This is a genomic window from Planococcus sp. SE5232, assembly GCF_050686535.1.
Lineage (GTDB): Bacteria > Bacillota > Bacilli > Bacillales_A > Planococcaceae > Planococcus.
Genome location: NZ_JBOGCP010000001.1, coordinates 517,756 through 541,104 on the forward strand (window position 1 = coordinate 517,756; position 23,349 = coordinate 541,104).

The following is a 23,349-nucleotide window of genomic DNA, read 5'->3' on the forward strand; positions in this document are numbered from 1 at the left end:
TTTTTTTGAACTGCACCTCCATTGTTAGTGGTATCTACCAATGGAGGTGCAGTTCATTTTATAGAAGGGGCTTTTCATGCGTCTATTCTGCTTTTTCAATAGTGGAAGCAGAAACCATCGGCATATTCTCTTCGGCATTGCCTTCATAAATCCCGTCCGCTGTAATGGTATCGCCTACTTCAACGGGTGTTTCCGCCATATTTCGAATATAGATCCGATTTTCCTCGGTCACCATAATAAATGAAGGAAAGGCGATGTCATCTGCCAATTCTTCCACTGTTCCTTGAACAGAAACTCCGGTACCTTCTTCAATAGTTCCCGAAGCCAATTCTTCGAAGCTCACAAATTCCGCATTTTCTGCTTCTTCAGGATCGGTGGGATCCAGTTCTCCTTCTGGAGCGGTTACTTCGGTCTGGCTTTCTTCTGTAACCTCAGGCGCTGTTTCCCCGCAGGCAGATAGCAGTAAAACCAAGCTCAATGGAATAAAGAATCTATACATAACATCACGCTCCTCTATTAATTAAACATTGTTAGTTGAATAATACCCTTTACAAAACCCTTCCTAACCTTGTAGGTGGTGTTTTCAGGGGATTGAACTGGTTTTAATTGGAGATTAAAGCCGGTTTTTTGAGGATTAGTCAGCGATAGTCCTATTTTTCTTTTCTTTTGAAGTCCCCGGGTGTATGGTTTGGGAAAGGGATGAGGTGATCTAATGGAATTGATTGAAACGCCAAATGCATTGGGAGAAAAAAACAAGCATGTCCAAAAAGCTTTAAGTTTCGGCAATACTAAAGTCGTTAATATACAATTGCAGGCAGGCGAAAAGATTGCAGAACACGACTCGGCGGCAAATGTCATCATTATCGTACGGAGCGGGAAAGTTTCATTTGATGTACAAGGGCAAACGGTGGAAGTATCACCTGAAAACATTTTGCATATGGATCCAAAAGAAAAACACAGCCTGACCGCAATCGAGCCAAGTGATCTATTGGTTCTTCAAATTACTCCATAATAAAAGCTCACGCTGAGAAAGCGTGAGCTTTTATTCATGGGGTTGAGCAGCATATACTTTTCTAGTTGTCCGGCTGCAGCCCCTCGAGTCGCTTCAGCCTTTCCAGCTATGGCAAAGAACGCCATTACCGGCAAGGCTTCCAGCGCTTTTCGGGGCCAAACGGCAGCTTCCGCTTTTCTAGTTGTCCAGCTCCAACGGCCAGCTCCTCGGGTCATAAGCCACTCTGGCTTCCAGTTGCAAGTGCCTAGCTCTTCGGGTCATAACTCAACCCAGCTGTGCGGCAAAGAACGCCACCCTGCTGGTCCGCCTTATGCCGGTCAGAGCTGAACAGGCACTTTCACTTTTTGTGCTGTGCGGCTGAAAACATGCCACTTCGCCAGATCGTCTTATGCCTGTCAGAGCTGAGCGGCCGTTTCCGCTTTTCTAGTCACCACTCAAATTCCTCTGGATATTCTGCTTTTATATTGATTTCGTGAATCGGTTTTTTATGGGGAGTAGCGGCGGCAAGGACCTGGTTGCGGAAGGCTGCGTAATCCTGGTCCTGCACCGCGATCTTCATGGCGATTGCCGACAGGCTTTGCTCACGTTGCTCTTTGGTCATGGCGATGTACTTCAAGTTTAAAAAGTCTACATACTGGATTGCGTAATCATTCACTGTAACCGGCTGATTGAAGGCTTTTACGATCAGTTCGTATTCTTCTTGCGGGACATGTCCCTGCAGGCAGTCGAGCACTAAAGACTGAAAACGGGAAATGACCGGCAAGTGGACATCCCAAAGAGGGAATTGTTTGTCTTCCTGATAAAATTTGATGAAATCCTTCAAGGCGATGGCAGTGTATATCAATTCCGGCCACAGCACTTCGACAGAAAAGTAGATATTCTTATCGGGTGCGATAAATCCATGCTGTTTCATCGTATGTTCGTGCAGGCCATTGAATACGAAATCCACGTTGCGATCTCCTTGGGCAGCATGGCGAATTTCAAAGGAAAGGCCCAGGATTCGCATCCGCGATCCTTCATAGCCATAATACTGATCTTCCTGTCCGATGACTCTGTATATCGCCTGGTTCAGTTCGTCCAAGTCGAAATAATCGCCGCTGATTTTAACACCTGTATGGTTCGGCGTGCTTTTCATAGTCAGCATATCTGTATCCTCCTCAACGTTTTGGTGTGTAATCGAGTTTGGCGAACAGTTCACTGCGTTCGGCTTCCGTCAAATCGCGCCATTCACCTACAGCTAAGTCACCAAGCAGGATGTTCATAATCCGGACCCTCTGTAAAGCCCGGACTTCATAGCCTAACGCTGTACACATTCGTCGGATTTGGCGGTTCAATCCCTGACGTATGGTCAGTTTGAAGGTGTAGGTGGACAATTTATCAGCTTTGGCGGGAAGTGTTTTCGTATCGAGTATTTCAACGCCTTCCTCCATCTTCGCTATAAAGGATTCCGTGATTGGCATATCAACTTTGACGATGTATTCCTTCTCATGCTCATTTTCAGCGCGCAGAATTTCATTGACGATATCCCCGTCATTGGTCAATAGGATGAGCCCTTCCGAATCTTTATCGAGGCGCCCTACGTGAAAGATGCGTTCTGGATGGTTGACGAAATCGACGATGTTTCCTTCGATATGCCGTTCGGTCGTGCTGGTGATGCCGACCGGTTTGTTCAATGCCAAGTAGACATATTGTTGCTTCGGCTGTTCGATGATCTTGCCATCGACGCGTACTTCGTCTCCCGCTTCGACTTTACTGCCGAGTTCGGCCGGGGTGCCATTGATGGTGACGCGTCCTGCGTCGATGAACTTATCGGCTCCGCGCCGTGAAGTGATTCCTGTTTCGCTTAAAAATTTATTGATTCGCATAATGAATTCCTTTCAGTTCTGTATTTCCTGGTCTCGCTCTCATTATACATGAACTCTGGAGGCGAATAAAAAAATTCGGAGTTTCACAGTTGCAATTTTTAGATTAGTTTGACAATATAGAAGGGAAGCTGTTATTGATGCGCCGAGGGGTATTTGGACAAATGTAAGCGTGTACATAGCAGAAAAACGAGTAAAGGGGAGAAATGGGAATGGTCTATGCAATGCCAAACACAGAAGGTTCAAAAGTTACGTTTAAAGATAAGTATGAGAACTTTATAAACGGAGAGTGGAAAGCACCGGTCAAAGGGCAATACTTTGAGAATGTTTCACCGGTAACAGGCAAGAAGTTTACCGAAATCGCCCGCTCAACGGCTGAAGATGTTGAACTGGCCCTTGATGCAGCACATGCAGCAAAAGATGCTTGGGGAAAAACTTCAGTAACTGAACGTGCCAATGCGCTGTTGAAAATTGCAGATCGTATGGAGCAGAACCTGGAGATGCTGGCTGTTGCTGAAACGTGGGACAACGGGAAGGCAGTCCGGGAGACATTGAATGCCGATCTGCCATTGGCGATTGACCATTTCCGCTATTTCGCTGGAGCGATCCGTGCGCAGGAAGGGTCGCTGAGCCAAATCGATAACGATACAGTAGCTTACCATTTCCACGAGCCACTTGGAGTGGTCGGACAGATCATTCCTTGGAATTTTCCGATTTTGATGGCTGTCTGGAAACTGGCTCCGGCTCTTGCTGCCGGTAACTGTGTCGTCTTGAAGCCTGCTGAGCAGACGCCTGCAAGTATCCTGGTGCTGGCTGAACTGATCGGCGATATCCTGCCTCCTGGTGTACTGAACATCGTCAACGGATTCGGTCTTGAAACAGGCAAACCGCTTGCTTCCAGCCCACGTATCAGCAAAGTGGCGTTTACTGGCGAAACGACTACAGGACGTATGATCATGCAATACGCTTCACAAAACCTGATTCCCGTAACACTGGAATTGGGCGGAAAATCACCGAATATCTTCTTTAAAGATGTTATGGACCAAGACGATGCGTTCCTTGATAAAGCAGTTGAAGGGTTTGTCATGTTCGCCTTGAACCAAGGGGAAGTTTGCACATGCCCATCGCGTGTGTTGATTCATGAAGATATCTACGACGAGTTCATGGAACGTGCAATAAAGCGTGTGGAAGCAATCAAGACAGGCAACCCGCTGGACCCAGAGACGATGATGGGAGCGCAGGCTTCCACTGAACAAATGGAAAAGATCCAATCCTATTTGGATATCGGCAAACAGGAAGGCGCTAAAGTTCTTGCTGGCGGCGACCGCAATCATTTGGACGGTGAGCTGTCTGAAGGCTTCTATATCCAACCGACAGTCTTCGAAGGCCACAACAAGATGCGGATTTTCCAGGAAGAGATTTTTGGGCCTGTTGTATCGGTGACAACTTTCAAAACGAAAGAAGAAGCGCTCGAAATTGCGAATGACACCCTCTATGGACTAGGTGCAGGAATTTGGACGCGTGACACCAACACGGCTTACCGCTTCGGACGTGGCATCCAGGCAGGGCGTGTTTGGACGAACTGTTACCACCAGTACCCGGCTCACGCTGCATTCGGCGGATACAAAATGTCCGGCTTTGGCCGTGAAAACCATTTGATGATGCTCAACCATTACCAGCAGACGAAAAACATGCTGGTCAGCTACAGCGAAGACAAACAAGGATTCTTTTGATCCTGGGGCATAGCCCCTTGGAATTTTAAGATCCACCAGAAAGTAGGGATAGCAATGGTCGAACGCGTAATTGCGACAGATGCTGCTATTGAATTGATCGAATTGCTGAAAGAAAAGCATGGGCCGGTCATGTTCCATCAATCAGGGGGATGCTGTGATGGCAGTTCACCGATGTGTTATCCGGAAGGGGACTTGTTCATCGGGGATCAGGATATTCTGATGGGAGTGATCGGTGACAGTAAGTTCTATATGCATAAAAACCAATTCGATTACTGGAGCCACACGCAGTTGATTATTGATGTCGTGCCAGGGCGAGGCGGAATGTTTTCTTTGGAAGGAGTGGAAGGCAAGCGGTTTTTGACAAGATCGAGGGCCTTCACCGCTGAAGAAACGAAAGAATTGCAGGAGCAGATTTAAACGGAACCAGATGCCTAGGCATCTGGTTTTTTTTATTGTCCATTCATGCTGTAAATATGCTGAAAACCTTTATAAAACAAGGGGTGATGATAGAATTCATGCTGTAAAAATGGTATAATTTCAGCATGAAAGGTGGTCATCCAGTTGACGAAATTAGTGAACCGAGTTTCCCACGAACAAGCCAATCACGCGATTTCCTGCGCATCCCATTCTCTGATTACAGAAGGATTCGATGTAACCAATGAGGATGAGAACTTCGTTCGGTCGGTATTGACTGGTGAACGGACGGAAGCCCAATTCCATCAGGCCATCAAAAAGAAGTTCGATGTCTAAGTACCAGCATGCCTCGATGTATTGCTACCCCGGAACCGATGTATTGATCAATTTGTTTGATGTACAGGATGAAGAAAAACTAAAGAAGTTAGAGAAAGTATACTCTCTGCTCCGACTTTCTGAACTCCAAATAAACGAACCGACAGACCCTTTGGACGTTAAAGCTTTTTTAGCTATTCATCGATATCTGCTTCAGGATGTCTACCCGTTTGCCGGGGAGTTGCGGAAAGAGATGATTTCCAAAGGTTCATCTGCTTTTGCCCATCCCAAACACATCGAGGAGCAGCTGCTGAAGATTTTCAAGGAATTGAAAGCAGAGAATTACTTGAAGAATTTGCCGCGAGATCAGTTGATTTCACGGCTTGCTTATTTTCTGTCTGAATTAAATGCCCTTCATCCTTTTCGGGAAGGCAATGGGCGCAGTGTCCGCGAATTTGCGCGTCAGTTGCTGCTGAATGCCGGTTACCGGCTGGATTGGGAAAAGGTGCTGGAGCCTGCAGAGATTATCAATGCATTTGTCGATTCGTTCAATAAGGACACTAATCGTCTGGAAAAGCTGTTGGATGAAATAATCACTCCCTGAAAAATGCCAGCTGCTCGGAGAGCGCTGGCATTTTCTGTGCTTTATGAGGCGGGATGCTTGCGCAGCCAGTCGATTCCGAATTCAACAAGAGGTTTCATTTCTACAAGGCGGGTCTGGGCTTGCCCTAAAAGACCTTCAGAAATGTTGCCAGGAAAAGCTTTGGCGATTTCGGGGAAACAGTCCGAATCCATTTCCACACAATCATAGGTCTGCCAAATCCGTTTTCCATCCTTTAAGATCGCAGCTCCCTGCGGGGAAGTCGCACGGTTTTCCTGGACAAATTCAGCATAGTGAAGAGCCGTACACGAATCAAAGCCGACACCGATCAGCAGGATCTTCACTTTAACCTGCAGCATTTTTGCGAGCGGCGATCGTTTTCCGAAGGAATCGTCAATCGGCTGTTCACTCATCCAATGGGCTGCCTGACTCCCCCAGGCGATAAAGGAGTGGGAGGGATGAGGACTCCGAATGGTCGCGGGATGGCGATGGAAGCATTCTGCAATTTTGCCCATGCCACGCATCCCGCTTAAGTGGGGATCGAAAGCAGGGAGCTGTTCACGGATTGGCTGATGCCAATTTTCCGGAACCGGTGGCTCCATCCAATACACGGGGTCTGAGTTGTCCGCAGACTGAGCGGGCATGATTAAGGTGCCTGCTTCCGTAATAGTTTCCATTAAAGCTTCTACGACCGCTTGAGCGCCTCCAGCGATCCACCCCATGGACTTCAGCGAGGAGTGGACCATCACTGCGTCTCCAGCTTCGATGCCCAGCTGTTGTAGCTGTGGCTTTAAGGTTTCTTTCGACTGGAATTGAGGCGTGTTTAAAATATTCAATAACTCTGACATAAAGTATCCCTCCGATTTCACTATATTATAAAGGAAAGCCTGCAATTTTGGGAAACCATTGTCAGCAAGGCAATAGAGGAAGGAATGATCAAAATGGAAGCAAAGCCGATGAAAGAATCCAGAACAATCCAGACAAAGTTGGTGCTCCCGCCGGACACCAATCATATGGATTCCATCTTTGGAGGAAAAGTATTAGCCTATATCGATGAAATTGCAGGAATTACAGCAATGAAGCATGCGCGTCGTCAAGTAGTGGTGACAGCATCAATCGATTCAGTGGATTTCCTGTCTTCAGCAAGGGTCGGAGATGTATTGGAACTTGAAGCGAATGTCACTTCAACTGGCCGGACGTCGATGGAAGTCTATGTTCGAGTCAAATCCAAGAACCTGCAAACAGGTGAAGAAAAGCTGACGACGGAATCGTTTTTGACGATGGTGGCGATGGGAGACGACGGCAAGCCGACCCCAGTACCGCCTGTTCTGCCGGAATCACCTGGCGAAAAACTGTTTTTCGAATCAGCACCTGCCAGACGTGAACATCGGAAAATGCGTGTGAAAACACCAAGATAACAGTAAAAGGTGCCTGGAGGAATCCAGGCACCTTTTGTATCGGCAATTATTAACTGAACGATTCATGTTCTGATTTAACATTTGTCAGCGTATTGCCGGGTTCACTGCTGATGACTGACATGCTGCCGTCCGTTTCGAGGACCACCGCTTTCACTTTCTCAGTAGAGCCGAATCCAGTGTTGCGGATCGCCTGCAGGATTTCAATTTCTTTAATGCGTTCCTTTTTCATAGCGTTTCTCAAAAATTGTCCGTCTAAAAATAACAGCCGGGGTTCAGACTTGATGACGTTATTGAACCATTGGGAATGAACAGCAAGAAGAGTGAACAAATACTGCATAAAAATTAATAATGTAAATGCAGTCAGCCCTTCAAGAAGACTGACATCTTTGCTTAATAAAATTGTGGCCAATGTCGAACCCAAAGCCACAGTTACAACCAAATCAAACGCGTTTAATTTAGTGAGTGTGCGTTTGCCTGAAACCCGAAGAAAAATCACTAATCCTACATAGGCCAAAAAGCCGACTGTAACAATCCGGATGAAGCTGTCTAAAGTAATTTCAAACATCTTATTCCTCCTTTCGTTCAAAAAATAATAAAATTATCCACATGTTGATAAGTTTTATTTATGCAAGAATATCAACAAAATTCAAACATCTTATCCACATAACACACACAAATGGCGTATTAAATGTGTATAAGAATGAATATGTGGAAATTTTTAAGTGTAAATCCAATTTTTCAGGAAGTCCTCCTTTACTATTCATGTTTCCCTTTGTAGTTATCAACAAACGCATCAGACGGAGATTAACTTTGAGTTGGATTTGTTTTTTCGCAAAGGGAATAGGAGGGATAATCTGATATGGGTGAGGGGTGAATGAAAATGGAACTTTTCTTGAACTTGCTCCGTTATTTGGGTTTGGTAGTTTTTGCTGTGGGCATCATTTTATCTTTGCTGACATTGGCCAATTGGCTATTCGGGGTGACCGATGTTTCATGGCTCCCCTTTTATTTTATCCGACTGTATTTGTTTCTAGTGGTTTCAGGAATTCTGTTGTATATCCTCATCACCTTCCGCAGAAAAGACGACGAAAAAAAGGAGTAGCCGCGGCTACTCCTTTTTGTTGGTTTACCAGCTATTGGGGGATAAAAAACTCACAGGCTGAGTGAATCCTATTTTTTTGCCAGTAATTCTTCGAAATAAGCACTGAATTCTTTTGAACGCTTCAAAATTGTACTTGAAGAGACGCCGAATTTTTCGCTTAGGTCTTTTGCAGAAAGCATTGGGCCTTTAACGAGCTCGTGATCCTGCAGGAATCTCCAATACCCGGCTACAAGAGCTTCGGGTTTTTGGACGGTTGGCTGCTGGCTGACAAGATAGCTGTTCAGGATGCTTGTGATGTTGCTGACTGTCTCTTCGTCGAAATCAGCCTGTTCGATATGCTTATCGAGTTCAGCCATAACAGAGTCGTGTTCTGGAGAAAGCTGGATGCTTTCTTCTACGCTGCCAGTCGAATATTTAACGATTTGTTCAACAACCGCTAAGTAATTGTCGCGAAGGTAGCTTTCATCCTGTGAAGCATTTTCAGACGTGATTTGTGCTTTCAACTGCTCGAAGAACGGCTTGAACTCACCGACAACGGTCAAATAACCGTTTAGGAACAATACGCCATTATCGCCGACGCGGGAGTCCGGAAGAAGGATTGCAAGCAAGCCTTGTCCGTTTTCCATGTCAGTTGGCGGTTGATCAGCCATTTCAAGCGTCTCGCCTGTAAAGATATCTGTAAACTGAGCCGTTTCTGTATCGCCTTTGACATATTGTCCAAGGAATACTTTTACGTCGTTCCAGTTTTCCAGCACTTCTTTAGTTGAAGGGCGCTGGGAAAGGTCAATTTGTTTTGCCAAGAATTCTTCCCATAGCTCTGGTTTTTTCATGAACAGGAAATTCTCGATAACAAATGCCTGTGCATCGTTTTCAGCCATTGATTGCATTAAACGTGGCTGCCATGCTTGTTGAAGTTCACGGAATTCGGCAAGTTGCTCCTGATTCGGATTTTCCGAGAAGAACTGCTGGCGTACTTTGAACAGTTCCTCATTCACCAAATCATTAATGGAGACAGTTTGCTGTTTTCCGTGACATTTTTTGTATTTTTTGCCGCTGCCGCATGGGCATGGATCATTTCTTCCTACCATTCATAATCACCTACATTTTTTATTGAGTGTAACATAAAATTGCGCCGCCCTCAAAAGTCTGACGATTCAGACGCCGATAGACCGAGGAAATAAGCGCCAAACTTGATGATGGCGCTTGAAAAAAAGATTAAAGCTTCTTTTAGTTTTTAAAGAGGCATTCCTGATTTTGGCAGCATCTGTTGGATGTCAATTACCAAAAGTATGCATAAAGCTGAAGGCGTATTATAATAAAAAGTAAAAGCATGGGCAGGAGGGGACAATGTGTATGGAGATCCGGTAAAAGAATCTGTTTCCTGGATGCGTGTAATCTTTTTGGCAGTGCTTATTGTCCTCATGTCGAGGCATTTCCTGTTTGAGCCGGTAGCCGTTCATGGTGAATCAATGATGCCTACGTTTGAAGACGATGACAAAGTAATGCTGGTTAAGGTTTATACCATAGAAAATTTTGATATGATCGTTTTCACTGCGCCTACTGGAGTGAATTTCATCAAGCGTGTAATCGGTATTCCGGGTGATCGCATTTCCATGAAAGACGATCGATTATATGTGAACGGCCAGGCTGTAGCTGAGCCTTATTTGGATAAGAACCGTAAATTGGCCGAACAGCAGGGCTTCTCTCGGTTAACCGAGGATTTCCAGGAATTCACTGTGCCTGCCGAATCCTATTATGTATTGGGAGATAACCGTTTAAACAGCATGGATTCAAGGGTTTTAGGATTTATTTCTAAAGACTCCATCATTGGAGAAGTGAAAATCCGATTATCTCCGCTCGATCATATCGGGATTGTGGAATGATGGAGAATGCTCGATTGCTCCAAAATCGAAAAAAGACAGCTGTCTAAGTGTGTAGACAAAAGAATATTTATGTCATTCCAAGATTGAATACTCATTTCATCGTATTCATACCGGATCCTGTATTTTAGACGGACACTTTTCACGAACGAAGCAACAAAGCGATAAAGGAGAACATCTTTGCCCTTCACCGACTTTCATTCTTCTAAGCGTCATTAAACAACTAACCAGGATATGGAACAAACCAGCGGAGACTCCCGCGGGATAGCGATGTGCCGAAATCCACTCGGGCGTTTAGCCCGAGTTAGTTCGGCGCAAGCCCGTAGGAACGCGGAGCTGGTTTGTGGAATATCCATAGTAGATTTTTTTCTGTTATAAATTATTTGTTCAACTTGCATCAAAAAAGACAGCTGCCCGAAAAAAGGGAAGCTGTCTTTTTGAGTTAAAATAGGTTCAATTTTTCAATGCGGTTTATCGCTTCGGTGATACGGGTTTCATCAACCAATAATCCAACGCGGACAAATCCTTCTCCGCCAGCACCGAACCCGCTACCTGCAGCAACTGAAATATCCGCTTTTTCAAGTAGGAAATCAGCGAACTCGACACTGGTAAAGCCTTCTGGAACCGGCAGCCAGGCGAAAAAAGAGCCTTGAGGCGCTTCGATTTCCCAGCCGATGCGCGAACATTCCTTGACCAGGACATCGCGGCGTTTTTCATAGAGAGCCACTAAGTCATCCACACATTGCTGATCAGCACTTAAAGCTTTGGCGGCAGCCAACTGGACGGCGGGAAACAGACCGGCGAATAGATGGTCCTGGATCAGGTTCAGGGCTTCGATCATTTTCGAATGTCCGACAGCAAATCCAATGCGCCAGCCGGCCATATTGTACGTTTTAGATAAAGTATACATCTCGATGCCGACTTCTTTGGCCCCTTCGGATTGCAGGAAGCTCACCGGTTTCTTTCCTTCGAAACCAACTGCGCCATAAGCGAAATCATGGACGACGGCAATGCCGTTGTCTTTTGCAAAAGCGACAGTCTCATCAAAGAAGTCTTTATTGGCCACTGCGCCTGTCGGATTGTTCGGGTAGTTCAAATACATCAGCTTAGCTTGCGAGCGAACAGATTCAGGCACTTCACCGTAATCCGGTAAATAGCCATTTTCTGGATTGAGCCGCATCAGTTTATAGTCGATATCGGCGAGTGGAGCCCCGGACAGGTAATCCGGATAGCCAGGGTCCGGCAGCAGCAGGAGATCCTGTGGATTCAACAAGGCCAGTGGCAATTCGACAAGCCCGACTTTTGTTCCAGCCAGAATGGCTACTTCAAGGTCAGGGTCGATGTCCACGCCGTATTCGCGTTTGTAGAAATCCACTGCAGCCTGGCGCAGCTCGGAAATGCCGCGAAAAGGGGAATACTTATGTGTTTTTGGATCAGCCGCTGCGGTTTGCAGTGCCTTGATGATATGGTCGGGCGTCGGCTGGTCAGGATTGCCCTGGCCAAGGTTGATGACGTCGCGTCCTTCGGCGATGGCTTTACTCGTTTTAGCAACCAATGAAGTAAAAAATTGTGTAGGCAGGTTTTGCAGGCGATTTGAAAATTCCATATAATTCTCCTTGTTTTCGAAATAATTGCACATCTACCCCAAATCTTATAGAGTTGTAGGTAACTTGTCTAGTGGAGGAGAAACATATGAAAATTGCATGCGTTCAGATGGATATCGCTTTTGGAGAACCGGAACTGAATTATCAGCGGGTCATGGACTATTTGAAGGAAGCGGCCGGAGGTGGAGCGGAAACGATTGTCCTGCCCGAAATGTGGAATACGGGATACGCATTGACAGAGCTTGATACACTTGCAGACAGCACGAACCGGACCGTGGAGTTGCTGAAGAGTTTTGCGAAAGAACACAAGGTCAATATTGTCGGTGGATCTGTTTCGACGAAAAAGAACGGTGGTTTCTATAACACGATGTATGTCGTCGACAAAAATGGAGAGCTTATTTCGGAATATGATAAAGCGCATCGCTTTTGCTTGATGGATGAGCATATCCATCTTGAAGAAGGAGATTCACTGGGTACATTCGAGTTGGAAAATACCGTTTACGGCGGAGTCATTTGCTACGATATCCGTTTCCCTGAATGGATTCGCGCGCAGGCACTGAATGGTGCAAAACTAATTTTTGTATCAGCTGAATGGCCGGAGGCACGAATTGATCATTGGCGCATCCTGCTGCAGGCGCGAGCGATCGAGAACCAATGCTTTATTGTGGCAGTAAACCGCATCGGCAGCGATCCAAACAACGAGTTTGGGGGAAGCACGATGGCAATTGCTCCATGGGGAGAAGTCCGTCTCGACATGAAAAAAGATGAAGGCGTCGCTTATATCGATATCGATTTGGATGAAGTGGAAGAAGTCCGGAAGCGAATACCGGTTTTTGAAGACCGCCGCGATAAATTGTACGAAAAATTCAAAAAGTAGATTGACACTCGTAATTAATGCCTGTAACATAAAATTTAATCAAATAACGTAAACTTATCAAGAGAGACTGAGGGATAGGCCCTATGACGTCCGGCAACCCCCGATTGGGAAGGTGCCAAATCCAACGGAACATGCAAATGTTCTGGAAGATAAGTCGAGAAACTAAAATTTTCGATGTCTCTTTCTTGATGAAAGAGGCATCTTTTTATTGCCGGGAGGACGCTATGATACAGATTGAGAAATTGACGAAGACCTACACAACTAAGCATGGCACAATCACCGGAGTGGACAATGTATCATTGGATATCGGAAAAGGCGAGATTTTCGGGATCGTCGGCTATTCAGGTGCCGGAAAAAGCTCGCTGATCCGATGCATCAACCTGCTGGAACGGCCGACCTCTGGCAGTGTGACGGTAGATGGCAACGATTTAACCCAACTGAACGGAGATCAGCTGAGAAAAGCCCGGTTGAAAATCGGCATGATTTTCCAGCATTTTTATCTGATCAGCCAAAAGACGGTTTACGACAATATCGCTTTTGCGCTTCGCGCAGCAGGAACTCCTGCAAAAAACATTAAAACGCGGGTGGAAGAGCTGCTCGAAATGGTCGGTTTATCCGACAAGCGGGATGTTTATCCGGCACAATTGAGCGGCGGGCAAAAACAACGCGTCGGCATCGCACGGGCACTTGCCAACAATCCGGCCGTTCTGCTGTGCGATGAAGCTACCTCCGCCCTTGACCCGAATACGACTTTATCCATTTTGCGTTTGTTGAAAGACATCAACCGTAAATTGGATATCACGATTGTCCTCATCACGCATGAAATGAATGTCGTCAAGGAAATCTGTGACCGCATGGCCGTCATGCAAGGGGGACGCGTCATCGAAGAAGGCCAGGTATATGATATTTTTGCAGATCCACAAAAGGAATTGACCAAGGAATTCATATCCAGTGTCGTATCGTTCAATGTACCAGAGCATATTTTGAGCGAATTTACAGGCACACTGGTGAAAGTGCTGTTTAAAGGCGGCGTGGCCGGAGAAGGCGTGATTTCCGATATGCTGCAGAATTACCCGGTAAAAGGCAACTTTTTGCACGGAGCGATCGAGTATATTCAGGAACAGCCTCTCGGCATTTTCATCATGGAGTTGAAAGGTACTTCTACCGCCGTCATGGACGCATTGAAGTATATGGAAAGCAGATCAGCAATTGTGGAGGTGATTCCGAATGGGCATTGAATGGGGACGGATTATTGAATTGTGGCCAGAAATACAGACGGCCTTCTTTCAGACATTGACGATGATCGGAATTTCTTTAGCTGTCGCGCTGATTGTTGGGCTGCCACTTGGAATCTTATTATTCATTACAGACCGCGGCCTGTTTCTTGAAAATCGGCCGGTCAATGCGGTGATCGGCTTTATTGTTAACATCGTGCGTTCCATTCCATTCATCATTCTATTGGTGGCACTCATCCCGTTGACGAAATTGATCACAGGAACAACAATCGGCCCGATTGCGGCCAGTGTATCTTTATCGGTTGCTGCCATTCCCTTTTTCGCACGGATTGTGGAAAACTCACTCCGTGAAATTGATAAAGGCGTCATCGAAGCAGCGATTGCAGTGGGTGCAACCCCATGGATGATCATTAAAGACGTTCTTTTGCCTGAAGCGAAAGCGAGCATCATCCAAGGTGTGACATTGACCATCATCAGCTTGGTCGCCTACTCGGCGATGGCTGGTGTGGTAGGTGGCGGAGGCATCGGAGATTTGGCCATCCGCTTCGGCTATTACCGGTACGACAACACCATCATGATCGTCACAGTCGTCATTTTGATTGTGCTGGTCCAATTGATTCAGCAAGCAGGAGATTATACAGCGAAAACAATCGATAAACGATAAGGGGAGAATGACATGAAAAAATTAGGATTTATTTTAGCAGCGAGTGCACTGGCTCTGGCAGCATGCGGCGGCGGGGAAGAAAGCGACTCTGCAGGAACGACAGAAGAAGCTTCAAAGGACATTAAATTAGGAGCTACTGCAGGTCCATACAGCGATATGCTGAGCAAGGCGATTGTGCCTGGTTTAGAGGAAAAAGGCTATACAGTGGAACTGGTCGAATTCAGCGATTACATTCAGCCGAACGTGGCACTTGATGGCGGAGATATCGATGCCAATCTGTTTCAACATACGATTTACCTGGAAAACTTCGAAGAGGAGAACGGCATGGACCTGTCTGCATTGATTACGGTGCCGACTGCGCCTATGGGCATCTATTCAAACCAATACGATTCCTTGGAAGCTGTTGAAGATGGAGCGACCATCGCGATTCCGAATGATCCGGTAAACGGGGCACGCGCTCTTTTGATGCTTCAGGATGAAGGCTTGGTTGAACTGGATCCAGAAGCGGAAGTCTTGCAGGCTTCGGAAAGAGATGTCGTTACGAATACGAAAAATCTGGAATTCCAGCCAATTGAAGCGGGCCAGTTGCCGCGTGCAGTGGACGGCTCTGATTTAGCGGCTGTACCCGGAAACTTTGCAATCGCTGCGGAGATGGATCTGCTTGACGCGTTGGCCCTTGAGAACATGCCTGACCAATACCGCAATGTAGTAGCGGTCAATGCTGAAAATGAAGACAGTGAATTGGCTGCTGACTTAGTGGAAATTGTGGAATCTGATGAATTTGAAGCTGTAATTGATGAAGAGTTTGAAGGCTTCGGCAAGCCGGAATGGATGGCTGAATAATATTTCCTAGACAGAAAGCCGCTCCCGAGAAAATCGGGAGCGGCTTTTGTCTATTTAGTTTCACTTATATATTTAAAAAAGTTTTCACTATCAAATAGTGCTTTCAGGAAACTGTCTTGACCATGTGGTGGAAAGGTTCGCCGATGATGGTCCATGGTTCGGAAATGGAATAGCCGAGACGTTTATAGAGACGAATGGCGCCTTCTTTGCCGATGTCGACGTTCAAAGAAAGTTTGCCGCCTCCTTGAGAGTGAACCAGTTCCTCTGCAAATTCGAATAGCTTGGAACCGATGCCATGTCCCTGGCAGGCGGGATCGACTGAGACGGTATCGATATACCATTCGTCCAGGTGGGCTTCGGGTTCGATTGTCCGCTCGTGGCCTTCACTTTTCAGCTGTTCAATCAAATAACGATCCAGGGCTTCAGCTTGTTTGCCGTGATAAAGCACCAGCGCGCCCGCAATGGCTCCATTCACAATAGCTGTATACGTATAGCGGTGACTGTGGCGAGTATGTTCACCGCGAATCATGTCTTCGACTTTTTTCAGTACAGCTTGCGGCTCTTTCTGCGCTGTCATATGGTCAGCGATTTCGCCGATTGCATTGATAATGAGAGGGGCGATTTTCCCTGCATCTTCTGGTTGCGCTTGTCGAATGCTGATATTCATCGTGATCTACTCCTTTTGCTTGCATTAAGTCTGCATTGACTGAAATAATAGTATATCAATGAAAGAGCCCTTTAACACGAAGGAGGCAATACTATGGGGAATACCAAGCATGTCCTGACATACGGAGATGCATTTGTGGATTATATAGCCGCAACTACCAGCAATGATTCATTCAACCGCCACCTCGGAGGCGCTACAGTGAACGTAGCTGCAGGCGTCAGCCGATTGGGTCTGCCCTCAGGATTCATCACCATCACAGGAGATGACGATACCTCGGCTTTTGTGCGGAATGAGTTGTTGAAGGAAGGGGTGGATTTGACACACGCCATACAGGTGCCGGAAAAGCGGGTAAGCGGTGTGTATATTCATCTGACTCCTGAATTCGATCGCGTATTCGCGGACTATGTCAATGAAACGCCAGACCTGCAAGTAAGGAGCCATGAACTGCGGAAAGAAGCTTTTGAAAAGGCAAGTATTTTTCATTTCTGCTCCGGTACCCTTTTCCATCCGGAAGCGAGATCCACAACCCGAAGAGCTCTTGAACTGTCAAAAGAGCATGACGTTCTGTGTTCATACGATGTCAATATTCGACCGTTGCGCTGGGAAAGCGAAGAGCATTGCCGGGAAACCGTACTCGATTTTCTCCCATTGGCAAACATCGTCAAGTTGACAACTGCCGAACTTGCTTTTTTGATGGAAACGGAATCGCTTGAAGAAGGAGTTTTGCGATTGGCCCGTACTGCTATCCCACTGGTATTGGTAACGGATGGTGAAAATGGGACCCATGCGGTTTTTCAAAATCAAATTCATCATATACCGGTTCTCCCCGTGCAGCCAGTGGACACGACAGGCGCGGGTGATGCCTTTATGGCTGGCGTCATTCGCCACGTCCATCTGCGGGGCTTGCCTGAAACAAAGCAGGAAGTCGTTGCCTGTGCCGATTTCGGCAATAAGCTGGGAGCGCTTTGTGCGACAAAAGCAGGGGCTTTGACCGCGATGCCGCATCTAGCGGAAATGGCGACAACCAGTAATGGCGACAACCAGTAATCCAGGAGGAGAGATCTTATGACATTGCATAGTTTTCATCTGAAAGCGGATTGGCCAGGCCTCCGCAACGATGTAGGTGACATTGAAGTCGGCGGGCTGAAAACCAGGATTTCGATCCCGCCGGAAATGGATGGGCCGGGAATCGGCACGAATCCTGATGAAATGCTGCTGGGTGCTGCAGCTACCTGCTATATCATTACGCTCGCTGCTATGATGGAGCGCAGCAAATTGGAAAAGCAATCCTTGACCATGGAATCGGAAGGCATTGTGGAAGTGGAGAAAGGCGTAATCACTTATAAGCGCATCATCCATAAACCACAAGTGGTCCTGAAAGCTGATGCTTCCGAAAAAGATTTGGCATTGGCACAGAAGCTGGCGGAAAAAGCCGAAAGCTCCTGCATGATTACACGTGCCATCAAAGGCAATGTAGAAATCGAATTGCAGGCGGATATCAGAACGGAAAACTGAATTTCTTTAAAAACCTTCATCCAATCACTAGAGGATGAAGGTTTTTTGGTTAAGTTGTTTCTAAAACGGACTTTTTCTTTGCGCGAAATGTGATAGACTACAAATATTAAAAATTCAGTATTTTTAGGAGTATCGACTATGCGGAACTTATCGCTTCAAGCGAAAATTATTATATTGAGTATGTCATTGATTTTATTCGTCACCATTATTTTTGGTGGAATTGTTATCTATAACGAAATTGGTGATACCAAAGAAAATGTTGGGACGCGCGCATTGGAAACCGCCATCGGCATCTCCGTCATGCCAAGTGTCGTTGAAGCGATGGAGGATGAAAATCCTGAAGAAACCATCCAGCCCTTAGCTGAGTACATGAGAAAGCAAGTCGGTGCAGAATTTATCGTAGTCGGCAATCGTGCTGGAATTCGGTATTCCCACCCGAATCCTTCTCAAATCGGTCAGTTGATGGTAGGCGGCGACAATGACCGGGCGTTGGTAAATGCCGAATTCTATACGTCTGAAGCCCAGGGCTCGCTGGGACCAAGCTTAAGGGGGAAAGCCCCGATTTTCGATGGCACCGGCAATGTGGTGGGATTGGTTTCTGTTGGCTATTTGATGGAAGATATCCAACAGATTATTATTGGGAAAACCCTGGAGCTGCTGCAGTTTGTATTGCTGGCTTTGGCAATCGGGATTATCGGCAGCATCCTGCTGGCAAAGAACATCAGAAAAGACACGATGGGACTTGAACCGCGTGAAATAGCGGCAATGTACCGGGACCGTGAAGCTTTGCTTTCTTCAATCGTAGAAGGCGTGATTGCCATTGATAATCAAGGGAAAATCACAGAAATCAATCAATCTGCAGAAAGAATGCTCGGGCTTACGCAAGCTTCGATCAATTCCGATATTGCCGAAGCTATCCCTCAGTCAAAGATGAAGGAAGCTCTGCAATCCGGAAGGACGATCCGCAACGAGGAAATGCTGATTGGAGATAAGCTCCTTATCATCAACCGGACACAAATAACACATGAAGGGAAAATCGTTGGTGTGGTCTCGACTTTCCGGGAGAAAACGGATATTCAGGAGGTATTGGAGACTTTGTCGGAGATTCAGCAGTATTCAGAAGGGCTGCGTGCCCAGACGCATGAATATTCCAATAAGCTGTATGCCATCTCAGGATTGCTGCAGCTCGGACAAAAAGAGGAAGCCATCAATTTGATTCAGCAGGAAACACAAATCCACAAGAATCAAACGAAGCATATGCTGGATCATATCCAAGACAAAAAAGTACAGGCCATCCTGCTTGGCAAGATAGGAAAGGCATCTGAAAATAAAGTCAAGCTGATCATTGATGAAAACAGTTCGTTGGAGGCACTCCCGGAACATTTTGATATTGCCAAGCTTATTCATATTCTGGGGAATCTGATTGATAATGCAATTGAAGAAGTTGCGCAGCAGGCTATCAGAGAGGTGTCTTTTTTCGTCACTGACCTTGGCCATGATTTGGTGATTGAAGTGGAAGATACAGGACGCGGTATACAGACTGAACATATGGAAGAATTATTCAAACTGGGTTTTTCAACAAAGCTTGGGAAAAAGGACAGGGGTTATGGGCTGGCCATCGTTAAGCAGGCCGTCGAGGAATTGAAAGGGTCAATAGAAGTAGATTCGGAGTTAACGCGTGGCACTGTCTTCACCGTCTTTTTACCAAAATAGGAAAGTGGGAGAAATGAATGATACACGTCTATATTGCCGAAGATGATTTTCGGGTGGCAAATATCCATGAACAATTTCTGAAGCAAATCCCCGAAGTGAATCTACTTGGGAAAGCAGGCAATTGCGAAGAAACCTTAAAGGCTGTAAAAGAACATGCAATTGATTTGGTCATTTTAGACAATTATATGCCGGATGGCCTCGGCATCGATTTGATTGATGATATCCGCTCCGTAAGCCCCCAAACCGATATCATCCTGGTGTCCGCTGAAAATGATAAGGGGTATGTTGAAACGGCTATCCGCAAAGGTGTAAAAGGCATCATCATCAAACCAGCTACCTTGGAAAGGTTCGTTTCCACAATCATTAAATACATGGAAAACAAAAAGACGCTCCAAAACACCAGCAATATCGACCAGGGTTTTCTGGATGAGTTTTTTGGTGTCGAACTTACTCCGAAACCGGCGATAGGTGCCAAGGGAATCGATCCCTTGACCTTAGAGAAGGTAAGGGACGTGTTGACAGAGCAATCCTCCGGCATCACTGCTGAAAAAATGGGGGAGCAGATGGGTGCGTCACGAACCACGGCCCGCCGGTATTTGGAACATCTTGTAGCCATTGATGAATGCTTTGCTGAACTGGCCTATGGAATTGTCGGAAGGCCCGAACGGCATTATTATACGAAAAAAGACTGATAGTACTCATCAGTCTTTTTTTTGTGAACTTTATGAACATAAAAAATTCTAAACTCTTTATAAACCTTATTTTGCAAACGGTTACATTCTGAAAATTCGCAGTTATACTCAGTTTAATTGAAAAACAAGAGGAGGAAGTCAAATGAAAAAAACGATACTTACAACCATTTTAGCCGGCAGTGCTTTGGTATTTGCAGGGTGTAACTCAGAAGAATCCACTAACGGGGACACTGGAGAGGGTGGAGCATTCGAACCCACACAAAATATCGAAATGGTGGCACCCGCTGGAGCTGGCGGCGGCTGGGATACAACAGCACGTGAAGTGGCACGGGTCTTTGGGGAAACAGGGATCATCGAAGAGAATATGACGGTAGTGAATAAAGAAGGCGGCGGAGGTGCGATTGCCTGGGCTTACATTCATGGACAAGATGACAGTCCTTATAATCTATTCGTGGCATCACCGCCATTGATGTTCGTTCCTCTAAACGGACAATCCGAGTTTGGGCATGAAGATTTCACGCCATTAGCAAACATGATTGCGGATTACGGTGCCTTTGCAGTAAGTGCAGACAGCGAATGGGATGACCTGAATGCCTTGTTCGACCAGATGAAAGAAGATCCTGAAAGTGTGACGGTCGTTGGGACATCAGCACCAGGAAGCATGGACCATATGCAGTTCGTCCGCATCGCTAAAGCGGCTGGAGTCGATCCGACTCAAATCAAATACGTATCCGATCAGGATGGCGGTGCATTGACTTCAGTACTGAACGGCTCAGTGGATGTGTTTTCTACAGGAGTCGGTGAAGTGGTTGAACAAGTACGTGCTGGAAACATCAAAGTTCTGGGCATAACAGCTGAAGAGCGGATGGAAGGCGAAGTTCTTTCTGACTTCCCTACAGCTATTGAACAAGGAATCGATGAAAGCTTCATCAACTGGCGCGGATTCTTTGGACCGCCAAACATGGATCCGGCGGCCGTAGAATTCTATGAAGCGAAATTCCAGGAGTTGAGTGAATCTGAAGAGTTTGCTGAAGTACGTGAGAAGTATGGGTGGAACGAGATGTACATGAATTCGGCAGAATACGAAGAGTTCCTGAATACAGAATATCAAGAGATCGAAACATTGCTAGAAGAAATTGGTTTAGGAAACTAAAAGAAGCAGAAACCGGATAGCGATTATTCGGTTTCTCTCTTTTCAGTCTGAAGGAGGCGTTCTACATGCTGTCGACAATCAATCAACGAATTGGTCTTATACTATTCATCATCGCGGCCGTTTACTTGTTCTTAAGTTTTCAATTGCCTAATTATCCGTATGCTCCTGTAGATGCAGACGTTATACCCAAAGGCCTCGGCGTGTTGATGCTCATACTGTCTGCGGCGCTGTTTTTTTCTAAAGCCATTGAAACGGAAGCGGAAAAAGAGAAACGCAATATCCCTAAAAAAGAGTTATTGGTGTTGTTGGCTGTTTTCGCAATGATTTTTCTTTATATTTTATTATTCGAAGCGCTTGGCTTCATCATCATGACGGCTGTATTCATTTTTTTCAGCTCTTGGTTTTTAGGATATACCAAATGGAAAACGAATATCATCGTTTCAATTTTATTTCCTCTGGGCATGTATGCGATTTTTGTTTTTGCATTAGGAATCTCGCTGCCTAAAGGCATTTTACCAATATAGGGGGTGTGGATTTTATGAATGCTTTTGATGGAATGATAACAGGTTTCCAGGTCGCTTTAAGCTGGGAAGGCATCTTGTTTGTTTTAATCGGTGTCATTGTAGGAACACTGATCGGAATGATGCCTGGGTTGGGGCCGATCAGCGCCATCGCGATTATGATCCCCATCACGTATGGGATGGATCCGGCACCGGCATTGGTGATGATGGCTGGTGTCTATTATGGAGCGGTATTCGGTGGATCGACTTCTTCGATCCTATTGAATGCTCCGGGAATCTCGGGGACCGTTGCGACTGCTTTTGACGGCTATCCAATGGCCCAGCAAGGCAAAGCCGGAAAAGCGCTGGCTATCGCAGCGATCGCTTCATTCTTTGGGGGAACCGTATCGGTCATCATGCTGATGTTATTGGCACCTGCCCTGTCAAGCGTAGCCATTTCCTTTGGACCGCCTGCCTATTTCGCTTTGATGCTGATGGGACTGACGGCTATCTCAAGTTTATCTGAAGGTTCTACTATAAAAGCCATGATTTCTGCTGTAGCGGGCGTAATGGTCGTCACGATAGGAATTGATCCGCAAACCGGTACGCAGCGATTCACTTTCGGAAATGTAAACTTGTTTGATGGGTTTGACTTTTTGATTATTGCACTTGGCCTGTTTGCCATCGCAGAGGTCTGTATGCTGGTCCTCAACCGGAAAAACCGCAGTTTGAGCGATGACCAGAAACTTGGCAGTCTGAAGGTAAGCCGTGCAGACTTGAAAGAGATGAGCGGTCCGATGACGCGCCAATCATTTGTTGGGTTCATCCTGGGCGTTCTGCCTGGGGCAGGCGCAACAATCGCCTCATTCATCAGTTATATTTTCGAAAAACGCATTTCGAAAAACCCGGAGGAATTCGGGAAAGGGTCCATCAAAGGGTTAGCTGCTCCGGAAAGTTCCAATAATGCAGCAACAAGTGGCGCGTTTGTGCCGTTGCTGAGTCTTGGTATTCCAGGTTCAGGAACGACAGCAGTTATGTTGGGCGCATTTTTGGTATTGGGCGTTCAGCCGGGTCCGCTTTTGATGACGGATCGACCTGAAATCTTCTGGGGAATTATTGCAAGTATGTACTTAGGGAATATTTTTCTGTTGGTCTTGAACTTGCCTCTTATTCCGTACCTGGCTAAAATTTTGAGCATTCCGAGGCCGCTATTGATTTCACTGGTCATCATGTTCAGTTTGATCGGTGTTTACTCAATCAGCTTTAATGTGTTCGATCTTTATATGCTCCTTGTTTTTGGTGCCTTGGGATTTGCGATGCGGGTCTTTTCTTTCCCGGCTCCGCCATTTATCCTGGCATTCATCCTGGGCGGCATGATGGAGCAGGCATTCAGACAGTCGATGACGATTTCAAATGGCAGTTTAGCGATTTTTGTCAACAGTCCACTGCCTTTGTCTTTGATCCTCGTCGCCTTCTTGTCGCTTGTCATACCGGGTCTTCTTAAGTGGAGAAGCCGACGCAAGCTGGCTAAAATGTAAGGGAGGGAATC

General features: G+C 46.2%; 27 protein-coding genes and 1 riboswitch. Of the genes, 19 read left to right on the forward strand and 8 right to left on the reverse strand.

Features of this window, described 5'->3' with window-relative positions:
- Positions 1 to 82: 82 nt before the first annotated feature.
- Positions 83 to 499, reverse strand: a complete 417-nt coding sequence (locus ACRC6Q_RS02410; RefSeq protein ID WP_223640771.1) for a hypothetical protein — start codon at positions 497 to 499, stop codon at positions 83 to 85.
- Positions 500 to 712: 213 nt separating this feature from the next.
- Between ACRC6Q_RS02410 and ACRC6Q_RS02415 the strand changes: the two genes are divergently transcribed.
- Positions 713 to 1,012 carry an AraC family ligand binding domain-containing protein gene (locus tag ACRC6Q_RS02415; RefSeq protein ID WP_431465729.1) on the forward strand — a complete coding sequence of 100 codons (300 nt, stop codon included), beginning with the start codon at positions 713 to 715 and terminating at the stop codon, positions 1,010 to 1,012.
- A 427-nt stretch (positions 1,013 to 1,439) separates the two neighbouring features.
- Here ACRC6Q_RS02415 and ACRC6Q_RS02420 read toward each other — a convergent pair whose 3' ends face one another.
- Together ACRC6Q_RS02420 and ACRC6Q_RS02425 are read right to left on the reverse strand one after the other, a co-directional pair.
- Positions 1,440 to 2,156 carry a DUF6904 family protein gene (locus ACRC6Q_RS02420; RefSeq protein WP_223640729.1) on the reverse strand — a complete coding sequence of 239 codons (717 nt, stop codon included), beginning with the start codon at positions 2,154 to 2,156 and terminating at the stop codon, positions 1,440 to 1,442.
- A 13-nt stretch (positions 2,157 to 2,169) separates the two neighbouring features.
- Positions 2,170 to 2,877, reverse strand: a complete 708-nt coding sequence (locus ACRC6Q_RS02425) for a pseudouridine synthase (RefSeq protein ID WP_223640727.1) — start codon at positions 2,875 to 2,877, stop codon at positions 2,170 to 2,172.
- A 209-nt stretch (positions 2,878 to 3,086) separates the two neighbouring features.
- Here ACRC6Q_RS02425 and adh point away from each other — a divergent pair, with 209 nt between their 5' ends.
- From adh to ACRC6Q_RS02445, 4 genes are all read left to right on the forward strand, one after another.
- A complete protein-coding gene (gene adh, locus ACRC6Q_RS02430; RefSeq protein WP_223640724.1) occupies positions 3,087 to 4,607 on the forward strand; it encodes an aldehyde dehydrogenase in 1,521 nt (506 codons plus the stop codon).
- Between the two features lie 54 nt (positions 4,608 to 4,661).
- Positions 4,662 to 5,024: a DUF779 domain-containing protein gene (locus tag ACRC6Q_RS02435; protein ID WP_223640721.1), complete on the forward strand. Its 363-nt coding sequence runs from the start codon at positions 4,662 to 4,664 to the stop codon at positions 5,022 to 5,024.
- Positions 5,025 to 5,168: 144 nt separating this feature from the next.
- Entirely contained in the window at positions 5,169 to 5,357 is a 189-nt protein-coding gene (locus ACRC6Q_RS02440) for a hypothetical protein (RefSeq protein ID WP_223640690.1), read from the forward strand.
- Complete coding sequence (locus ACRC6Q_RS02445) at positions 5,350 to 5,940, forward strand: Fic/DOC family protein (protein WP_431465730.1); 591 nt, start codon at positions 5,350 to 5,352, stop codon at positions 5,938 to 5,940. The genes ACRC6Q_RS02440 and ACRC6Q_RS02445 overlap by 8 nt, the downstream gene beginning before the upstream one ends.
- A gap of 41 nt (positions 5,941 to 5,981) precedes the next feature.
- On the opposite strand, the gene ACRC6Q_RS02450 is transcribed toward ACRC6Q_RS02445, so the two are convergent.
- A complete protein-coding gene (locus tag ACRC6Q_RS02450; protein ID WP_431465731.1) occupies positions 5,982 to 6,785 on the reverse strand; it encodes an aminoglycoside N(3)-acetyltransferase in 804 nt (267 codons plus the stop codon).
- 93 nt (positions 6,786 to 6,878) lie between these two features.
- On the opposite strand from ACRC6Q_RS02450, the gene ACRC6Q_RS02455 reads away from it, so the two are divergent.
- Positions 6,879 to 7,355 carry an acyl-CoA thioesterase gene (locus tag ACRC6Q_RS02455; protein WP_146555763.1) on the forward strand — a complete coding sequence of 159 codons (477 nt, stop codon included), beginning with the start codon at positions 6,879 to 6,881 and terminating at the stop codon, positions 7,353 to 7,355.
- A gap of 49 nt (positions 7,356 to 7,404) precedes the next feature.
- Here the strand turns inward: ACRC6Q_RS02455 and ACRC6Q_RS02460 are convergent, their stop codons facing one another.
- A complete protein-coding gene (locus ACRC6Q_RS02460; RefSeq protein ID WP_223640663.1) occupies positions 7,405 to 7,920 on the reverse strand; it encodes a DUF421 domain-containing protein in 516 nt (171 codons plus the stop codon).
- Positions 7,921 to 8,235: 315 nt separating this feature from the next.
- Between ACRC6Q_RS02460 and ACRC6Q_RS02465 the strand changes: the two genes are divergently transcribed.
- The gene (locus ACRC6Q_RS02465) at positions 8,236 to 8,457 is read left to right on the forward strand and encodes a hypothetical protein (RefSeq protein ID WP_431465732.1); all 222 of its coding nucleotides are present in this window, start codon (positions 8,236 to 8,238) and stop codon (positions 8,455 to 8,457) included.
- Between the two features lie 68 nt (positions 8,458 to 8,525).
- Here the strand turns inward: ACRC6Q_RS02465 and ACRC6Q_RS02470 are convergent, their stop codons facing one another.
- Positions 8,526 to 9,545, reverse strand: a complete 1,020-nt coding sequence (locus ACRC6Q_RS02470; RefSeq protein WP_223640660.1) for an SEC-C metal-binding domain-containing protein — start codon at positions 9,543 to 9,545, stop codon at positions 8,526 to 8,528.
- 261 nt (positions 9,546 to 9,806) lie between these two features.
- Here ACRC6Q_RS02470 and lepB point away from each other — a divergent pair, with 261 nt between their 5' ends.
- A complete protein-coding gene (lepB, locus tag ACRC6Q_RS02475; RefSeq protein ID WP_431465733.1) occupies positions 9,807 to 10,340 on the forward strand; it encodes a signal peptidase I in 534 nt (177 codons plus the stop codon).
- Positions 10,341 to 10,779: 439 nt separating this feature from the next.
- Here the strand turns inward: lepB and ACRC6Q_RS02480 are convergent, their stop codons facing one another.
- Positions 10,780 to 11,943, reverse strand: coding sequence for a pyridoxal phosphate-dependent aminotransferase (locus ACRC6Q_RS02480; RefSeq protein WP_431465734.1), 1,164 nt, complete (start codon positions 11,941 to 11,943; stop codon positions 10,780 to 10,782).
- A gap of 86 nt (positions 11,944 to 12,029) precedes the next feature.
- Between ACRC6Q_RS02480 and ACRC6Q_RS02485 the strand changes: the two genes are divergently transcribed.
- The 4 genes from ACRC6Q_RS02485 to ACRC6Q_RS02500 all read left to right on the forward strand — a co-directional run bounded on the left by ACRC6Q_RS02485 (position 12,030) and on the right by ACRC6Q_RS02500 (position 15,560).
- A complete protein-coding gene (locus ACRC6Q_RS02485; RefSeq protein ID WP_431465735.1) occupies positions 12,030 to 12,818 on the forward strand; it encodes a carbon-nitrogen family hydrolase in 789 nt (262 codons plus the stop codon).
- 51 nt (positions 12,819 to 12,869) lie between these two features.
- A riboswitch (SAM riboswitch) is annotated at positions 12,870 to 12,974 on the forward strand.
- Between the two features lie 68 nt (positions 12,975 to 13,042).
- Positions 13,043 to 14,056 carry a methionine ABC transporter ATP-binding protein gene (locus ACRC6Q_RS02490; protein WP_223640647.1) on the forward strand — a complete coding sequence of 338 codons (1,014 nt, stop codon included), beginning with the start codon at positions 13,043 to 13,045 and terminating at the stop codon, positions 14,054 to 14,056.
- Positions 14,046 to 14,717, forward strand: coding sequence for a methionine ABC transporter permease (locus ACRC6Q_RS02495; RefSeq protein WP_431465736.1), 672 nt, complete (start codon positions 14,046 to 14,048; stop codon positions 14,715 to 14,717). The genes ACRC6Q_RS02490 and ACRC6Q_RS02495 overlap by 11 nt, the downstream gene beginning before the upstream one ends.
- Positions 14,718 to 14,729: 12 nt before the next feature.
- Positions 14,730 to 15,560 (forward strand): MetQ/NlpA family ABC transporter substrate-binding protein, encoded by an 831-nt coding sequence (locus ACRC6Q_RS02500; protein ID WP_431465737.1) that lies wholly within the window; start codon positions 14,730 to 14,732, stop codon positions 15,558 to 15,560.
- Between the two features lie 103 nt (positions 15,561 to 15,663).
- Here ACRC6Q_RS02500 and ACRC6Q_RS02505 read toward each other — a convergent pair whose 3' ends face one another.
- Positions 15,664 to 16,227, reverse strand: a complete 564-nt coding sequence (locus ACRC6Q_RS02505) for a GNAT family N-acetyltransferase (RefSeq protein WP_431465738.1) — start codon at positions 16,225 to 16,227, stop codon at positions 15,664 to 15,666.
- Positions 16,228 to 16,320: 93 nt separating this feature from the next.
- Between ACRC6Q_RS02505 and ACRC6Q_RS02510 the strand changes: the two genes are divergently transcribed.
- The 7 genes from ACRC6Q_RS02510 to ACRC6Q_RS02540 all read left to right on the forward strand — a co-directional run bounded on the left by ACRC6Q_RS02510 (position 16,321) and on the right by ACRC6Q_RS02540 (position 23,338).
- Positions 16,321 to 17,274, forward strand: coding sequence for a carbohydrate kinase family protein (locus tag ACRC6Q_RS02510; RefSeq protein WP_431465739.1), 954 nt, complete (start codon positions 16,321 to 16,323; stop codon positions 17,272 to 17,274).
- Positions 17,275 to 17,292: 18 nt separating this feature from the next.
- Positions 17,293 to 17,742, forward strand: a complete 450-nt coding sequence (locus ACRC6Q_RS02515; RefSeq protein WP_431465740.1) for an OsmC family protein — start codon at positions 17,293 to 17,295, stop codon at positions 17,740 to 17,742.
- Between the two features lie 138 nt (positions 17,743 to 17,880).
- Complete coding sequence (locus ACRC6Q_RS02520; protein ID WP_431465741.1) at positions 17,881 to 19,455, forward strand: ATP-binding protein; 1,575 nt, start codon at positions 17,881 to 17,883, stop codon at positions 19,453 to 19,455.
- 17 nt (positions 19,456 to 19,472) lie between these two features.
- The gene (locus tag ACRC6Q_RS02525; protein WP_431465742.1) at positions 19,473 to 20,147 is read left to right on the forward strand and encodes a response regulator; all 675 of its coding nucleotides are present in this window, start codon (positions 19,473 to 19,475) and stop codon (positions 20,145 to 20,147) included.
- A 142-nt stretch (positions 20,148 to 20,289) separates the two neighbouring features.
- Positions 20,290 to 21,300 carry a tripartite tricarboxylate transporter substrate binding protein gene (locus ACRC6Q_RS02530; RefSeq protein WP_431465743.1) on the forward strand — a complete coding sequence of 337 codons (1,011 nt, stop codon included), beginning with the start codon at positions 20,290 to 20,292 and terminating at the stop codon, positions 21,298 to 21,300.
- A gap of 65 nt (positions 21,301 to 21,365) precedes the next feature.
- On the forward strand, positions 21,366 to 21,824 hold the full coding sequence (locus ACRC6Q_RS02535) for a tripartite tricarboxylate transporter TctB family protein (protein WP_223640618.1): 459 nt from the start codon (positions 21,366 to 21,368) through the stop codon (positions 21,822 to 21,824).
- A 14-nt stretch (positions 21,825 to 21,838) separates the two neighbouring features.
- The gene (locus tag ACRC6Q_RS02540) at positions 21,839 to 23,338 is read left to right on the forward strand and encodes a tripartite tricarboxylate transporter permease (RefSeq protein WP_223640615.1); all 1,500 of its coding nucleotides are present in this window, start codon (positions 21,839 to 21,841) and stop codon (positions 23,336 to 23,338) included.
- The last annotated feature ends 11 nt before the right edge of the window (positions 23,339 to 23,349 follow it).

Bases quoted from the DNA above. Each gene is read 5' to 3' on its own strand.
- ACRC6Q_RS02410 (WP_223640771.1), bottom strand. From the start codon at position 499: ATGTATAGATTCTTTATTCCATTGAGCTTGGTTTTACTGCTATCTGCC.
- ACRC6Q_RS02415 (WP_431465729.1), top strand. From the start codon at position 713: ATGGAATTGATTGAAACGCCAAATGCATTGGGAGAAAAAAACAAGCAT.
- ACRC6Q_RS02420 (WP_223640729.1), bottom strand. From the start codon at position 2,156: ATGCTGACTATGAAAAGCACGCCGAACCATACAGGTGTTAAAATCAGC.
- ACRC6Q_RS02425 (WP_223640727.1), bottom strand. From the start codon at position 2,877: ATGCGAATCAATAAATTTTTAAGCGAAACAGGAATCACTTCACGGCGC.
- adh (WP_223640724.1), top strand. From the start codon at position 3,087: ATGGTCTATGCAATGCCAAACACAGAAGGTTCAAAAGTTACGTTTAAA.
- ACRC6Q_RS02435 (WP_223640721.1), top strand. From the start codon at position 4,662: ATGGTCGAACGCGTAATTGCGACAGATGCTGCTATTGAATTGATCGAA.
- ACRC6Q_RS02445 (WP_431465730.1), top strand. From the start codon at position 5,350: ATGTCTAAGTACCAGCATGCCTCGATGTATTGCTACCCCGGAACCGAT.
- ACRC6Q_RS02450 (WP_431465731.1), bottom strand. From the start codon at position 6,785: ATGTCAGAGTTATTGAATATTTTAAACACGCCTCAATTCCAGTCGAAA.
- ACRC6Q_RS02455 (WP_146555763.1), top strand. From the start codon at position 6,879: ATGGAAGCAAAGCCGATGAAAGAATCCAGAACAATCCAGACAAAGTTG.
- ACRC6Q_RS02460 (WP_223640663.1), bottom strand. From the start codon at position 7,920: ATGTTTGAAATTACTTTAGACAGCTTCATCCGGATTGTTACAGTCGGC.
- ACRC6Q_RS02465 (WP_431465732.1), top strand. From the start codon at position 8,236: ATGGAACTTTTCTTGAACTTGCTCCGTTATTTGGGTTTGGTAGTTTTT.
- ACRC6Q_RS02470 (WP_223640660.1), bottom strand. From the start codon at position 9,545: ATGGTAGGAAGAAATGATCCATGCCCATGCGGCAGCGGCAAAAAATAC.
- ACRC6Q_RS02480 (WP_431465734.1), bottom strand. From the start codon at position 11,943: ATGGAATTTTCAAATCGCCTGCAAAACCTGCCTACACAATTTTTTACT.
- ACRC6Q_RS02485 (WP_431465735.1), top strand. From the start codon at position 12,030: ATGAAAATTGCATGCGTTCAGATGGATATCGCTTTTGGAGAACCGGAA.
- ACRC6Q_RS02490 (WP_223640647.1), top strand. From the start codon at position 13,043: ATGATACAGATTGAGAAATTGACGAAGACCTACACAACTAAGCATGGC.
- ACRC6Q_RS02495 (WP_431465736.1), top strand. From the start codon at position 14,046: ATGGGCATTGAATGGGGACGGATTATTGAATTGTGGCCAGAAATACAG.
- ACRC6Q_RS02500 (WP_431465737.1), top strand. From the start codon at position 14,730: ATGAAAAAATTAGGATTTATTTTAGCAGCGAGTGCACTGGCTCTGGCA.
- ACRC6Q_RS02505 (WP_431465738.1), bottom strand. From the start codon at position 16,227: ATGAATATCAGCATTCGACAAGCGCAACCAGAAGATGCAGGGAAAATC.
- ACRC6Q_RS02510 (WP_431465739.1), top strand. From the start codon at position 16,321: ATGGGGAATACCAAGCATGTCCTGACATACGGAGATGCATTTGTGGAT.
- ACRC6Q_RS02515 (WP_431465740.1), top strand. From the start codon at position 17,293: ATGACATTGCATAGTTTTCATCTGAAAGCGGATTGGCCAGGCCTCCGC.
- ACRC6Q_RS02520 (WP_431465741.1), top strand. From the start codon at position 17,881: ATGCGGAACTTATCGCTTCAAGCGAAAATTATTATATTGAGTATGTCA.
- ACRC6Q_RS02525 (WP_431465742.1), top strand. From the start codon at position 19,473: ATGATACACGTCTATATTGCCGAAGATGATTTTCGGGTGGCAAATATC.
- ACRC6Q_RS02530 (WP_431465743.1), top strand. From the start codon at position 20,290: ATGAAAAAAACGATACTTACAACCATTTTAGCCGGCAGTGCTTTGGTA.
- ACRC6Q_RS02535 (WP_223640618.1), top strand. From the start codon at position 21,366: ATGCTGTCGACAATCAATCAACGAATTGGTCTTATACTATTCATCATC.
- ACRC6Q_RS02540 (WP_223640615.1), top strand. From the start codon at position 21,839: ATGAATGCTTTTGATGGAATGATAACAGGTTTCCAGGTCGCTTTAAGC.